The organism is Caballeronia glathei (assembly GCF_000698595.1).
Lineage (GTDB): Bacteria > Pseudomonadota > Gammaproteobacteria > Burkholderiales > Burkholderiaceae > Caballeronia > Caballeronia glathei.
In genome coordinates this window covers 1-13,990 of sequence record NZ_JFHC01000050.1, presented here as the reverse complement: position 1 = coordinate 13,990, position 13,990 = coordinate 1, and the positions used below count along the sequence as shown (strand labels likewise).

General features: G+C 56.3%; 16 protein-coding genes. 5 read left to right on the top strand and 11 right to left on the bottom strand.

Annotated features, from left to right (window positions below; translation table 11 throughout):
- Positions 1–482: 482 nt before the first annotated feature.
- From BG61_RS40370 to BG61_RS42935, 4 genes are all read right to left on the bottom strand, one after another.
- Entirely contained in the window at positions 483–1,766 is a 1,284-nt protein-coding gene (locus BG61_RS40370; protein ID WP_075584228.1) for a hypothetical protein, read from the bottom strand.
- Between the two features lie 39 nt (positions 1,767–1,805).
- Entirely contained in the window at positions 1,806–2,729 is a 924-nt protein-coding gene (locus BG61_RS26210) for a hypothetical protein (protein WP_035936537.1), read from the bottom strand.
- Positions 2,730–2,900: 171 nt separating this feature from the next.
- The gene (locus tag BG61_RS26205; RefSeq protein WP_206540614.1) at positions 2,901–4,139 is read right to left on the bottom strand and encodes a hypothetical protein; all 1,239 of its coding nucleotides are present in this window, start codon (positions 4,137–4,139) and stop codon (positions 2,901–2,903) included.
- A 269-nt stretch (positions 4,140–4,408) separates the two neighbouring features.
- Positions 4,409–4,558 carry a hypothetical protein gene (locus BG61_RS42935; RefSeq protein ID WP_161783703.1) on the bottom strand — a complete coding sequence of 50 codons (150 nt, stop codon included), beginning with the start codon at positions 4,556–4,558 and terminating at the stop codon, positions 4,409–4,411.
- A gap of 1,156 nt (positions 4,559–5,714) precedes the next feature.
- Between BG61_RS42935 and BG61_RS26200 the strand changes: the two genes are divergently transcribed.
- The gene (locus BG61_RS26200) at positions 5,715–6,230 is read left to right on the top strand and encodes a hypothetical protein (RefSeq protein ID WP_051672795.1); all 516 of its coding nucleotides are present in this window, start codon (positions 5,715–5,717) and stop codon (positions 6,228–6,230) included.
- A complete protein-coding gene (locus BG61_RS26195) occupies positions 6,227–6,517 on the top strand; it encodes a type II toxin-antitoxin system RelE/ParE family toxin (protein ID WP_035936534.1) in 291 nt (96 codons plus the stop codon). The genes BG61_RS26200 and BG61_RS26195 overlap by 4 nt, the downstream gene beginning before the upstream one ends.
- A 46-nt stretch (positions 6,518–6,563) precedes the next feature.
- On the opposite strand, the gene BG61_RS26190 is transcribed toward BG61_RS26195, so the two are convergent.
- On the bottom strand, positions 6,564–7,001 hold the full coding sequence (locus BG61_RS26190) for a hypothetical protein (RefSeq protein WP_035936531.1): 438 nt from the start codon (positions 6,999–7,001) through the stop codon (positions 6,564–6,566).
- Positions 7,002–7,425: 424 nt separating this feature from the next.
- On the opposite strand from BG61_RS26190, the gene BG61_RS42155 reads away from it, so the two are divergent.
- Together BG61_RS42155 and traI are read left to right on the top strand one after the other, a co-directional pair.
- Complete coding sequence (locus tag BG61_RS42155) at positions 7,426–7,758, top strand: plasmid mobilization protein (RefSeq protein ID WP_075584227.1); 333 nt, start codon at positions 7,426–7,428, stop codon at positions 7,756–7,758.
- Positions 7,755–9,872, top strand: coding sequence for a TraI/MobA(P) family conjugative relaxase (traI, locus tag BG61_RS26180; RefSeq protein ID WP_075584226.1), 2,118 nt, complete (start codon positions 7,755–7,757; stop codon positions 9,870–9,872). Before BG61_RS42155 ends, traI begins: the two co-directional genes overlap by 4 nt.
- Before the next feature lie 33 nt (positions 9,873–9,905).
- Here traI and BG61_RS26175 read toward each other — a convergent pair whose 3' ends face one another.
- Positions 9,906–10,211 carry a helix-turn-helix domain-containing protein gene (locus BG61_RS26175; protein ID WP_081868189.1) on the bottom strand — a complete coding sequence of 102 codons (306 nt, stop codon included), beginning with the start codon at positions 10,209–10,211 and terminating at the stop codon, positions 9,906–9,908.
- A gap of 112 nt (positions 10,212–10,323) precedes the next feature.
- Here BG61_RS26175 and BG61_RS44855 point away from each other — a divergent pair, with 112 nt between their 5' ends.
- The gene (locus tag BG61_RS44855) at positions 10,324–11,031 is read left to right on the top strand and encodes a HigA family addiction module antitoxin (protein ID WP_306434243.1); all 708 of its coding nucleotides are present in this window, start codon (positions 10,324–10,326) and stop codon (positions 11,029–11,031) included.
- Between the two features lie 393 nt (positions 11,032–11,424).
- On the opposite strand, the gene BG61_RS26160 is transcribed toward BG61_RS44855, so the two are convergent.
- From BG61_RS26160 to BG61_RS42930, 5 genes are all read right to left on the bottom strand, one after another.
- Positions 11,425–11,922 (bottom strand): 3'-5' exoribonuclease, encoded by a 498-nt coding sequence (locus BG61_RS26160; RefSeq protein ID WP_035936525.1) that lies wholly within the window; start codon positions 11,920–11,922, stop codon positions 11,425–11,427.
- Complete coding sequence (locus BG61_RS26155) at positions 11,919–12,458, bottom strand: HAD domain-containing protein (protein ID WP_051672794.1); 540 nt, start codon at positions 12,456–12,458, stop codon at positions 11,919–11,921. The genes BG61_RS26160 and BG61_RS26155 overlap by 4 nt, the downstream gene beginning before the upstream one ends.
- Positions 12,459–12,582: 124 nt before the next feature.
- Positions 12,583–12,900, bottom strand: coding sequence for a hypothetical protein (locus BG61_RS26150; protein WP_035936524.1), 318 nt, complete (start codon positions 12,898–12,900; stop codon positions 12,583–12,585).
- A 35-nt stretch (positions 12,901–12,935) separates the two neighbouring features.
- Positions 12,936–13,118 carry a hypothetical protein gene (locus tag BG61_RS26145; protein ID WP_035942470.1) on the bottom strand — a complete coding sequence of 61 codons (183 nt, stop codon included), beginning with the start codon at positions 13,116–13,118 and terminating at the stop codon, positions 12,936–12,938.
- 431 nt (positions 13,119–13,549) lie between these two features.
- Positions 13,550–13,990 (bottom strand): hypothetical protein (locus BG61_RS42930; protein ID WP_035942469.1); only part of this gene is annotated, 441 nt, incomplete at its 5' end.

The window sequence follows — 13,990 nt, the reverse complement described above, 5'->3', positions numbered from 1 at the left end:
TGCCGCATCGAACAGCTGGCGCCGGTCCTCCATCGGCGATTCCCGACCTTCGGCCGACGGTCGCACCGTCAGCGTTCCAAACACAGGTAACGGGAGCGGTCCGGCCATCCAAGCCGGCTTCTCCGGGACAGCAGATGGCCTTCGCCGACGTCGGGGCGGACTGGGATCTACGGCAGCAGCGTGAGGAAGTTCCGACGGTGGCGGCATCGCGCAACCGAACGGCAACCTCCGATTCGCGAGCTTGCAGTCCTGACTCAGCAGCAAATCGAGCTCTCGGGCCCACACAATTCCACCGGCGTTTTTGCCATTCGACGTGCCGGTTAGCGCAGCTTGCTCGCGGACACCCCAAAGGCGTTGCCGCAACAATGACGCGCAAAAAGAGCGATGACAAATTTTTCTTGGTTTCGCGCTCCCTCGCGCACTGGGGCGCTTATGATTACTCCGCTCCGCAGTTTATTCGGCATTGGATATCTCATGGCGGTTCACAACAATGCGAGTTGCCAACTTTTTAAGTAATCCGCTTCCCGGAGTTTGAGTCGCCCCGACTTGACTTCCAGAACGTCTTTTTCGGCGCGTGGTGGCAAAGTCACTATAACTTGAAATTGGCCTTCAGTAAGCTTACCAAGCAGGTTTTCAAGATTATTAGAATCGAGACTTACCGCGAGACACTCGATTAGCAGCAGGGTCAGCCTTTGCTTGCACACTTCACGCGCTTTCGCAATAAGAAGATCAAGAATAAGGCGATCCTTTTCGCTACCGGAAAGACGGTTGTAAGTTACGAAGAAATTTTGACAGGCTTTTCGAAACAAAAGCTCGAAGTATGGATCGCCGTTTTCCTTATACCTGAGAGTTGCATCGCCGGTGTCGTCATCAGTTTCTGAACCCTGACGAATAGTGATCTCACCCGCCATGACCGTGTTGGTTCCTTTTTTGGCGAGTGCGAGAAGCGCGCTTTTGTCAACGTGTAGTGCTCTCATCATAAAGTCCAGATCGTCTTCATCATCCCGCCGACGGCAGTCCAGCTCTGAGCAGTAAATAACTTCCAAATCACCCGGCGGCAGCAGACAAGGGATTGACCCATCTTGCCGGGTTAGCTCAATTCCCAAGATGCGCAAGCTTATTTCCTTGCTCAGCGAATCGACTGTTGAGTACGTTACCTTAGCGCCAAAAGGCGCAGGACTCCGGACTCCATCGTCATTCACGATATAACTAGCCGAAAAGCGTTCGGCGTATTTGGCTTGCGAGATAGATGCTGCGGCTTCTAAGAGAATCGTCTTCCCAGTGCCACTTTTTCCCCAAAGCAGAGTGCGACGAGACAACCTAATTCGTGGAAGAAAATCAGTATTTGCGAACTGAGTGAATGCGATTTCTTCCACCCAACCGAGCGGCGATGGAATGTCGTTCATCTGTTTTGCAGTCCGGGCCTCCGCCAAGGCCTTCCACGCGAACAGAGTGTCTGCTGAGAAGTCGCATCCCTTTGCTTTGTCGATCAACGTGCCGTGATAATTGCAGCACCAGAGGCCATTCCTTTCGCTGCTGATGAACTCTTCATCCTTCCCGCCTCGCCCGCGAGGGCCGTTTTTCGCGGCACTGAAGATATGACACGCCATACCCATATTTACTGCGCCCTCTTGATTTAGAAAAGGGCCCATCGTTGGGTTCTTGCATCGAGGTACGGAGCATCTCCCGCCGGCTCGTTTGTAAAGACTTTCTAAGACACCTGGACGGAAGTTGAGTCTTGCCGCCTTCTTTTCGTCGCCGCTCATTTATTCTCTCTTTCGCTACGCAATCAGTCGACGCGTCTTTTAAGCCAGGCGCGACAGGAGGCGAGGCAGAGCTCGCACAAGGCCTCCGTTTATTTTAGTTATGAGTTGTCGGTCCGAATTGGGTATCGCGCGGAAATTATGAAAGATTAAGTTCCGCACGTCGTATAGAAGATCGCCACATTGCTCACTCTTCCACGCCTTGTTTGCCCCGGCTAGAAGCGCCTTACAGGCATCGCAAATATCGTGTAAAAGCTCGGCCGGAACCGATGCGGCTGAAATCGACGTGCGAATTCGGTCTCGCTCCGCACTTAATTCTTGGATAGGAGTAACGAGTTCTCTTAAGTCGGACGCCGTTCCGCTGAACTTCCCGACTGCTTCCTTCAGTTGTTGCAGTCGCTCTGCAAAAACCGCTTGCATAAGCACTTCGAACACTTGATATTGGAGCAAAAAAGTGGCTATTGGGTTTATCTCGTATGGGAGTATTTCCGTGTAGAGATTTTTAAAGTAAGGCTCTATTACATAATCCCGCCATACCGGCGCGAGCTTCAGGCTCTTCCCTTTGGGCAAATCCTTGAAATCGAAGCTACATGACATGGGCCGTCCAGGAGTATAGACTGAATACCCGTAAGAAAAGAGACCGGGCACGTAGGCATTCAGGTTAAAAGTCGGCTGCATGAGCGGATTAACGATGAGGACAGACAAATTTTCGTCATAGAAATCGGATATGCTATACGTGGCAATATCGAGAATGGTCGACTCCTGCGAATGCCGTTCCTTGTCCTCGACGAGTTGCCAAAATGCGGAAGCCGCAACAGTCTGAAAATACTCGTCGTCGCTTCGTGAGTGCTCACGAGATGCAAGTGCGCGAACGGGGGCAAGAAGGCCGACCCGTTCGTCAATTGCTGTGTCTACAAGGTCAAAGATCTGCCCTTCACCCGGAAGCGACGATGTGAAGAAGAACAACAGATATTCCCGCGCAACACGGTCCGAGTAGGGCCTCGTAATGGTGACATCCCCTTCATAATCTTTGGATGTTACGATGCCTCGTAATTCCCGCCCGTCTAAGCTACACGAGTATGACGACAGTTGCGCTACCTCTCCGTTCGCTGTACGTATTCTCAACACGGTGGCCTCTCAGAAAACCTGGCTTTTGTATTTCTGGAGCGCTAGTGGAATAGCTTCGTACAGCTTCAGGTATCCGTCGCTCGAAGGGTTGAAGAGTTCGCGAAAATAGTACTGGAAGTACATCCGCTGTGCGTTACCGATTTTTTTTGCATTATCGGCAATCCAGCGCATCGCCTTATTAAATTCAACCAGGAACGCTTGCACCTCGCCGTTGAGCTCGATAGTCGGCAACACCGAAACGACGTCTTGGAATCCTTCTATGACCGCGTTGTCTCGCAACTTGCCAATCGCTGCGCCGAAGCCCGCTAGCGTTTGCTGCTTCTTGAATATCTGCGTCGCTGTCTTTCCCCAGACAGTCCCTTCCCCAAATTTATCCTCGTCCAAAGATTCGTCGTTCATCATCGCATATATCCGAATAACGAACTGATGGAAGGAGCTAACGTATTCTTTGAACAAGTCCTTTCCCGAGTTTTCCTGCGACAATTTCTCCAAACTCTTGATGTTTTCGAGAAGGTCAGCGCGCTCCAGAGGAAGTTCATTTCTCTCAAGATAACAGTTGAAGCCTTCAATGACTTCCTTAAAGTTATATGCGTTGAGTCCCTTGGCCTTGGTAGCGTCGACTTCTCGCGCTAGCACTACGCCAGCGATTTCTTCCTTTGAATAATCAAGGTAGAGCATCTCTATTTGCTGCCGCAGTGACATCGGGGTCTGGCCGGTATTCAACGTCAGCATTCTATATAGAATTCCCAACCGGTTGATGCCGAGATATATCTCACATCTTATTGGCAAATCACGGTAAGCCTTTAGTCCGGCGTCGTCTCCGCGTCGCTTAAACTCGTCCTCGATATCAATGAATGAGTGCGTGCGTTGAAGACCATCAAGAATCATGAGTCGATCAACATGCTCTTCTAACGCGAGCTTCAGGTTTTGGTCGGTGAGCTCCGCTGGGTCGGAAGACGACAATGCCAGCACGATCGGTGGAATCACACAACCTTGCACCGCATCTGTCTTTAGCAAAGAATAGATGGTCTTCGAACTGGATACGCGTTTTCGCTGGAACTCATTGTTATCTAGTACAGCGCGGGCGAGATCAATATAATCTCCAATCGATATCTCGATCAAGTAATTAGTCGCGTTTATTCGCCCATCATGAAGCTTCGACGCGATACGCATTTTTTTCCCTTCGTAACGGAAGTTGCTGGACAACGATGTGAGGCTGGATTGTACCGCGTGCTCGCTGATACACATTCAACCCGCTCAAAGTAATAGAAGGCAACGGCCGAAGCAGTATGGACCGAACAGCTTGAACTGTGTGAACAAACCAACGCCGTTCTGTAATCGGATGCCCAGGCGGGGATGCCATCGCACCTTTGAAGGTGCGGAGTTGCCGAACGGAGTCCCGACGCAGCGGCGGCCTGAACCGACGATTCAGCAGTCGTATCACTATAGAAGGATGAACGTCCGCAATGGCCGAAGCGCTCCCACTCAGAATCCGTTGGCGTCAGAGGCGAGCTTCCCTATGCGCCATAGGCGAAGCGGATCAATTGCTCGGCCGTCCAGGTGTAATTGCATTCGCTCATCATCAGGAGCAGCGCCTCAAATCTTCGTGTGAAGGCGATGCAATGCGCCGCGTCGTCCTTGTCAGCAACCGGGCAGGCTGCTGACATAGAACGCAGCCAGCTTCAACGTCAGCAAAGGCCGAATGCATTAATTGGTTTTCGGGCAGCTATCCGAGTGAACCAGCCATTCGAGTGACGGCTTCGGCGGATGAGCGAGCGGCAGCAAATGGCCCGGACTCGGTCGTTCGAACCCGAACTAGAATAGCGTAGGTGGTCGATCAAGCAGCGCCAGCACGCTCAGTATTCAGAACCGCAGACCGATAGTTCGTCCAAGAAACGAAGGTTTGATGGACGCTGGCCGCCGTCGATGCCGATTGGTGTGACTTTCATCGATAAATCACGGGTGAATTTTCAGCGCTATTTGGCGCGAATGGGTGGTGCTGACGGCTGCGCACGATGCGTTCTCGGAGCGATAATCCAGCGGCAGCGAACGACCTGACTCGGAGCCGTCACTCGTGTTTCCGCACTGGTGTCAGTGACATTCCTCATCAGCGGTCGCTCAACCCCACTACCTTAAACCAGCAAACGCGGGCCCTGAGATCGCTGGGGCAGCTGGAGCCCTCGCCCTGGAATTGATAAGCCCCTGTCGGGCGTCGGACTCCGCCTTTCGCCGAACCGTTCGACGATGAATGAGATTGTCATCGAAAGAGCGATCAGGACAATCGTGAAAAATGTCAGGAGGCGAGGCCTGTGCAGCGCCATGCCACAACGCCACTTAAGACTTGAAGGCGATGGATAGATAAGCTGAGGTAGTCGGCTGAGGCTTGTCGACTTCACGTTGAAAGGCCGATGTGCCGCCCAATCTTACCTTTCAGCAAGTCTGCGCGTTTGGCGTGTCACGGTCGAACGGCTTCTTCGGCACAGCTGGGCCGCGCGCGTCTTTAAGCGGTCCGAGAATGTCGTACCTTTCCTGCGTGAGAGGGGCGTTATGCAGTTCGCCGTCGACGCTGCTGAATACGAACCGAGGGCGCTGACATCGTGGAAAGTCTTTGGTCAAGGCGCGTCGTAAGTCTGTCGGCCCTCCCGAAAGCTCAGGTCGGAATATGTCACCTTGATGGAAGCAGGAAAGCCTTAATGGGTACCGTTCGCGAGGCTTGCCTGCCTCCGGCGTTATGCCCGGATTTCCCGTCAAAGTCCTGTCAACGGATACTCTGAATCCTGTTCCGTGCGATACTGGTCGCTCGCATTCTCAGGAGGCGCCGCGATGTCTACCGAAACCATTACGCACGACAGCGTCACACGGCTCGTCGAAGCCGGTGCGATTCGCGCCGCGCAGGTGGTGGGACAACCTGGTGGCTGGGGCGTCATCTTTAAATATGGCACTCTCGAACGGCCACTGGCCGCGCAGCGGGGCAATGTACGGGTGTTCCGGCGCTTCGAAGCCATCGTGGCTTACCTGCGCGACATGGGCATCGTCCACTTCGAGGTCGACGCGGCCGACTACGACCCCCACGCGCCAGCGTCCGCGCGGTCAGAAAGCAATGCCGAGCGCGCCCGCGCGCAGATGAAGGCGGCGCACGAAGCGGCGGCCTACGACAAATGGTTTCGCGCGGAAATAACGGCCGCGATCGCCGAGGCAGACGATCCGGCCACTCAGAAGGTCGCTCACGAGGTGGTCGCTGAGGCGCTGCAAGCCGGCGACGCCGCGGCGCTGCGGGCGCTGGCGGGTAGGGCGACAAGCAAACCTGCCGCGAAGACCCGGCGCAAGGCTCGCGCATGACGGTGCAGTGGCTTGCCGAAGCGCTGCTGAACCTGGCTGACATTCTCGATACGGTGGCCGAGGAAAGCCCGCAGGGCGCCGAAATGCTTGCGGCCGAGTTCCAGAGCAAAACCGCGCAGCTGGAAACGCACCCGAAACTGTACAAGGCGGGCCGCGTGCGCGGCACGCGCGAATGCGTGGCCACCGAAAACTACCTGCTGGTTTATCGCCTCGAGGGCGACGATGTGCACATCCTGCGCGTGTTGCACACGCGGCGCCAATGGCCATCGAGCCCGAAAAAGCGCTAGGCCGGAATTTGTCACCTTTCTCCGGCAGTGCCGGCGAGCCGGATCGCTATTGATCGGAAGCGCGCCTGACGCACCCTGTCCCGGCTCGACCGCGTTCGATTGAGGCTCGAGGGGCGCGAGCTGCTGTCGAACACGTGAGTTCAGTCTGCTCCACATCGCCTGCTGCGAGGATACTGACTCGTTCGATCTGCTTCCTCGCGTAACGCTCGCATTCCCTAACCATTGTCGGATATAGCCGGTAATAGTACGTGCGCACGGAGGCATATGTCAGCGACATGCCCGCGCTGTTCAGGACGCGGGTGATCTGCCGAAAGGAAAACCCGCGACGTCGCATCGTGTGAATCTTCGGCATCGCGTCGGTGAACACCGAAAGCTGGGTATATTCGTCTACCTCGGCTACGAATGCCGCAAACTCCATCGATATTTTTATCGCTTCGAAGTCCACCAGGGTGATGTACTTTCGGCGGCGTTCTAGTGCTTCCATTTTATTTTAAAAAGCGTCCGCGCTAATAACGAATAACGTCTGCATAACTTGGTGCATAATTTACGAATAAAAAATGTACAAGTGCGCAGAAGTCGGGCTGAAAAACTTTGTACTACCCGCCGCTGATTGATCCAACAGCCGTATCAGCTTAACATCGCAAACTATACAAACAGCTACCCAATCCGAAAGCAAAGTCGAAGCAGTTTCACTTACACTTGATCTTCATTCCATCTACATTGCATCTACATTAAAACTTAGAATCGTAGGACAGGATGCCGGGCGTGGACACGAATTTCGTTCGTGTCCCCATCGCCCGCTGGCTAGATCGCTGCGCGCCCGTCGCCACCGGCCCTCCCGGGGATCCTCAGGGCTGCGCCCCGAGACCCGCGCTTAAACAAGCTGGCGCCTACCGCGCCAAAAAACGATGAAAAGCAAATTCACCTCGCATAGTGTCGACAGCAACGCCACGACAACCAAAAAATTCAGGGTTACACCCAAAGACGCTGCGGCGATCGAAAGTCGTGCATTGAAGTCGGGACTGACGTTTTCAGAATATGTTCGGCGTTGCGCGCTGGGCCGACGTATTGAGGTTGACTACAACGCAGACATCGTTCTGGCGCTCACCAACATTGCTGATAACGTCGACGCTTTAAGAAACGAGATTCGCGAGAATCCAGGTTCGACATTGAACGACGAAGTTTTCAGAGCGTTCGTGAACGAATGCATCGAAATGATGCAGCGGGCAGATTTAGGATGATTGTCAAACAGGTTCCGAATCGACATGATGGAAAATCGGATTTCGGCGAACTCGCGCGATATATCACCGAGGGAATAAATTCCGACGAGCATGCGCGGGCCGTGCGCGAGCGTCGCGGCTTTGGTCCGCTCACAGAGTATGTCGCCCAAGCTCAGGGTCGGGCGGGGCAAGACAAATGTGTGGCTGTGTCGTTGCACCGCATTCGTTCGGCCGCTACCGCCGCCGCGCAGTTTCGCAGCGTCGCGATGCGCAATCCTAGTGTCGACAATCCGGTGGTGCACCTGATCGTGAGCTGGCCAGAGCATGAGCGGCCGTCGTACGAGGCGATCTTTGCGGCCGGCCGCGATGTCCTGAAAGCGTTTAACTTGCATGAACACCAGTCCTTGATGGCGATTCACAACGATACGGACAATCTGCATTGCCACATCGAAGTCAGCCGTGTTCATCCCGACACCTATCGATCCCAGCATCTGCCGTGGATGCACCGAACCCTGCACCGGGCCGCACGCGAGATCGAGATCAAAAATGGGTGGTCCCACGATGACGGACTTTTTGTCGTCCGGATCTTGCCAGATGGGCAAAAAGCCGTGGTTCCGAATACAAGCTATCGAAACTCACCGGACGCCGTCAATGCGCTTCGCGGAGAGAAGGCACAACGAATGGCGGCCTGGTCGGACAAGCCCAGTCTGGTTCAGTATTGCCGCGAGAGGGTCAACGCAGAGATGGCGCGCTTGCTCGATTCGGCGGCCGGATGGGACGCCGTACACCACTTGCTCGACGAGCATGGCATGCGGCTACATAAAACGGGCGCCCAGGCCTTTCAGCTTGAGGCCATCAATGATGCCGGTCGTACGGTTCGATTACCCATTAGCCAGGCGTTGCGAGGCATCAAGCTGAGCGCCGCAGAGAGTGCGATGGGCTCCTTCGAGCCAAGTCGGGCTCCGATCACGGCGGAAACGAAACCGTTAGGGTCGCAGGAGCTGCACGAGAGTCACAGAACACTGAAGCGCGATCCGGTCAAGCGCGAGTCGAGGCGGTTCGAGCGGGCAGCAGAACGCTCCGCGTTGATCGAGCGCTATCGAGCAGCGCAGGAGGCAGTGAAATCCGCTCGATTCGCGATCGACCAGCAGCTCGCGGAACTCGCTGCATGGTACAAGGTGAAATCTGCTGCGCGGCAGGCGCAAGCCGCCGCGGCAAAGGAAGCCTTGTTGCGGGACGAGCCGGATTCATACGAACGGAAGTGTCGACGCAAGGCATTGACCGTTGGCACGGGCATAGACCGGCGACTGTTGAAAATGGAGGCGCAGGCGCGACGCGAGGTCATTCTCGCCTTGCGTCCGGCTCCGCTTGCCTGGCGAACGTGGCTCGAAGCTGAAGCCCAAGCGGGCGATCCGGCCGCGCTCAAAGCGCTTCGCGGCCTCGTTCATGAAGCGGGGCGCCAGCGCCGCGAACAGGAGCGGTTTGGTCTGTCCATTGGCGCGAGCGCCGTCAGTTCTTTGCCGAGCGAGGACGACGCTGATGCGGTGTTGGCAGGTTTGCTCGCGCACGAAAAGGACGAAATCTCCATCCGAGCGGCTCGACTTGATCGCATACGCGCAGATCAAGCCGATGCTCTGCTGCGTCAGATCCGCGGGTTGACCTGGCGGGTAACGAATAACGGCAATGTCGAATATCGACGCGCCACGAGTGAGCTCGTATTCGTTGATAAGGGCAAGAAGTTGACGTTCGAGCGCAAGACCGTCACCGACGAGGATCTGGCGGTGACGATGCTGCATGCGCGCGAGAAATGGGGGCGCTCGATCGTGTTGACGGGGGGCGATGCGATTTTCGTGGAGCGTATGGTCAAGGCAGCTGTCGATGCTGGCATGACGGTTCAAAACCCCGAGCTTCGCGCGATGCAGGCCGATTACATCGCTCTGCAGATGCGAAACGAAAAAAGGCCTGTCATGCCGAACACGACATCTACCCGTTCTGAGGCGATCGAACTCGCTGCCGCGGGGCCGAGAGCATTGGTTGTCGAACCGAGAGCTACAACCGCGGATGCATGGTCGTCTGCGTTGCCCGATTCGACGTCCGCCCAAGCCATTCGCACAAGGAAAGGGCGTCGAAGGTAATCAGTAAAAGCGATCTGCCACTAAGCGGGGGATTTAATAATCTATCGCCGTTGCCCCGACCAAGGTATCTAGCTCGCGTTCCAGCACGGACATGAGTCGCCGCACGTCCGCAGCAAACGGGGAGGGCAGGCTGGAGAGAGCGACCAAGGTAACCGGATGGACCTTCAGCACGCTGGCGATCTGTGTGAGCTTTTCCAATGTCGGCGACTTCATATTACGTTCGAGGCTGCTGAGGTAGGTGCGGCTGGAGACATCCGAGAAATCCTCCTGCGTGAGGCCGCGCGCTTTGCGCACGATGCGGATCGCCTGTCCAATACCCATCGTGTCTGACTGTGTCATTCGAGCTCCTGGTAGCAGGAGCCGATGACCTCATGTTGAACACTTTAGAGCTACAATCTATAGTGTTCATTTTGGCCGAATGCCACCCGTTGTTCGACAACAGGGACTCGATATGAACCTGAAAATATTGGAGCAGCTCAGGCAGGGGGCGCTGCAGGAAAGACACGCCTGGCATGAACCCTTCTTCCAGGCGCTGCGCGACCCTTCGCGGGCTCATGACACACTCGCAGCCGCAAGGCGGGAAGTGCAGGATTGGGAAGATCGAGCCTCGAAGTCGGAAGAGTACATTGCGGGCTGGCAGGCCATTCTCACGCAAGCGCCTGAGTGGATCGCGACTTTACTGGATCAGCAGTCTCACCCTTTATTGCAGCAACCGCACGCGGCTACGCCATTCCAGCGCCCCTTCACACCGGAAGAGATCGAGGCTTCCAGGCTCGACCGAATGGGCGGGCGCCGAAAAAGTAAGTGTCGCTTGTCACTTGACGAAAAAGATGGTTCAGCCTACTGTATGCTAATGGCCGAAACCGATTTTTCTCACCCGGGCGACTTGGTTCGCCAGCAGTGCCTCCAACGCTTCAATCTCAGTGTGACGGAAGGTGCGCGTGCCTTGGGCGTCACGCGGCAGGCGCTGACGAACCTGCTCACCGGCAAGGCCGGCATCTCGCCGGAAATGGCCTTGCGGCTCGAGCTGGCATTCGGTGGCGGGGCAGAAACCTGGCTTCAGCGCCAAGTGCTGCACGACCTTGCGCAAGCACGCGAGCGGCTTGCCGAATTGAAGGTCGCGCCAATCGTATCGGAGCGACAAACCGCGCTCTTCTAACTTTTTCGTCACCGCAGCTAGACGAACGCGTTTTTATTGGCTTATAGATTAGGATTACTTATATGGCGCTTCCACCCCGACTAACCGATGATCACGTAAACGGACTATTTGACGCCGGCAGCCGGCCCGAAGACGTCGTTATGCCGTGCGAGCAGTGCGGCGCTATGCCGGCGGTCAAGGTGAACCTCACAGGCGAGGTTAAGCGGCTGTGCGCGGACTGCCATGGGCGGTATTACGCCAGCAACTGGGAAATCTGGGCGAGCTAGCGCTGATGGCTTGGTCGCTGGTGTTTATTGCGGTCCAACTCTTCTCGACCACGTCACGCTGTGGCACGCTTGTCCAATTGGACACTCGCCCTCGAGCCCGCCGATGCACAGGGCGTTTCGGCCTTTCTCAGCGAAAGGCATAAGCATTGGCGCGGGCATCGTGGAGTGCATGGTGCATGCCGCCATGTGCGGCGACATACTCGGCAAGCCGTGCGACATCGAGCTTTTGCGCGACGTTTTCGGTTTTCCAGCCTCGCGGCATCGGGCCGCCCAATAGGCGGTGGGTCAGTCCGAGATCGCCCTCGAAGTCATAGCAGAGAATCGGTTTGGGCTTGAGTGGAACAGCCAACAGCCACGCCTGCAACTCCTCACGTAGCTGAGAGAAGGGCATTGACCGGCCCGGAAAGTTGCCGAGCTGCGGCAGCACCGTATCGCGGACGAAGTCGCTGCAAAGCGGCCGATCGAAGTCCGAGCATTCGCCATAGAATTCACGCCCATCCTCGCTCATGACCGCGATACTGATCAGCTGGCAGGCTTTGAAATCCGTAAACTCGGTATCCAGAAAATAGCGGACCTTCCACGGACTGCGTGGTGCCCGGTTGCTAAGCATTGCCGGTGCGCTCATGGATCTTCCGTAACTGGCGCGCAGACAGTGGAAGACAACCCACCCCCGGACCGTTTCGCTGCGGCTCTCAAGACCGATTCCAGTTGCGCTGCAGCGCGCTGATCAAACCCGTTTTCGCAGAGGATCAGGTTCGGGAAGTCGGGCGGAAAGAGGCTTTCGTCGTCATCGAGCGCGATCCAGTGTTGGGTCGGATGGTCCTCGAGAAACTGCAGAATCTCGCGATATCGGATGCCGGCAAGCTCGGTCGCGCTGGCAGGCACTAGCACAGGCGTCTGGCCGACAATGCGTGCGGCGATGTCGGGCGAGAACGGCTGCCTCAACGCGTCGAGCGGCAGGTTCTCTCGCTCCGTGCTGGTAATCACTACTGGGACATCAGAACCCAGCCTCAGCACCTCTTCAAGCCTTGGCAGGTCGCTGTAGCGCCGGCCGTGCCGGTCGCCGAAAGGATGAAGTACACCGTCGAAGTCGAGAAAAACCATCAGCGGCACAGCCGCCACATCGACGGCCGATTGGGACATTGCATTAGCTTGTTTCATGGCGCTCCTCGTTTCGCGTTCTTTAGGCATTAGCCTACACCGGATTCATCCATAGCCAATGTGGCGAATGCACGTCTGACATGAAGAGTGGCCGATCGGCGCGAATCGAGGGTCTTCGGATACTTTAGCCTTCGAGAGGCTGCACCACTACTCGCATGCCCAAATGCCGGAGCGCTTCCATAAATTGCTCCAGTCCTTGATTGCCGAACGGCGCCAGGTCCGGATACGGAATCGTCTTGTCGGCTCGCGGATCGTGCTCGGTGATCGGTACACGGAAGTCTTTCGCTTGGTCGAAAACGGCGGCGGCTGCCGTCACATGATCGTCGGCAGCGAGCGCGACATTGATCTGTGCTGGCTTTTCGGCGATGGTCGCCGGAGTGCTGCCGAAGATGCAAGCGACGGCGTCCATCGCGTCGGCGTGTTCATTGTTTTGTGTTTTCATGGCTGGGTTATCGGCCATGTTAAGTGGATCTTTAGCTATTGTGTGAGGCTAAAACAAGCGTCCAAAATTTCCCGCTCCACCTGAAACTCCCTGATGAGGCGTTCGGCTTTTGCGTCGCTGCGAGCTTGTCGTTCGGCGTCTTCACACAACTTTCGAATTTCCCATCCTAGCTTGACTCGATTTAGTTCCGATCGGTCCACCTCCTCCTTGAGTTTCATGATTTCCAGATCCAGCTTCCTGCGATTGTGCACCTCCCGCCGCAGCGCATTTACATTCACCCAATAAGCCACCCCCACCGACCAGTACGGCCACTATCAAGATGAACGCCCAGGTGTGTCCATCAGTTCGATCAGCGCGTCCATCGTCGCTCCGTGGTTTCGTACCGGATTGAAAAAAGGCTCCGGGGTTGGCGCACGTCGACGGGGTAATCCGCGACGCGCGTCACGCGACTGTTGAACAGCATAGGCGAGCGGAGGCGTCGTAGTCCGCCATTTTCATCAGTGGAGGTATGCACGTCCCGTTCGGCTCGCCCGGGTGAAAATTCCCCTCAGCGCCGCCGCCCGCCGCCCTCCTGCGGCACGCTGATCTTCGAGCCGGCGTCCGCTTTCAATTCCTTGTGGGCGGCTTTCCGACTGTCAAGTCACCGCCGTCAATCATCGCCAGAGCGAACAATCTCAATCGGACTGTCCGGCGCAACGTCGTCCGGGAAAGTGCCGCTCTCCGGGTGGTCGCGAAGATCGACGTAGATCCTGCCCTCCGGGTCGCTGGGGTCAATGAACCTGAGGTCGTTGCCTCGATGGTCTACCGTGTAGGTCCCTGGAACAATGGTCACGCCAGCATCTCCGGATAATGGCCGGCGTACGCGGACATTTACGCGAACCCACTCTTTTAGTGGCAGTCGGAAATGGCCGCGCCCGTAAGCACTCACCGTTTTCTTCATTTCCATCAAATCTGCCGTCTTCACGACGCGCTCGTCGCGGGCATCAACCCGTGCCTGTCGCGCACCGTCGCTGCGCAACTTCTGGATTTCAAGCTCCAGCTTCGCTTTTGAGGCTTCGCGGTCGTATCCGTCAGCGGAACCCGTCGGCGT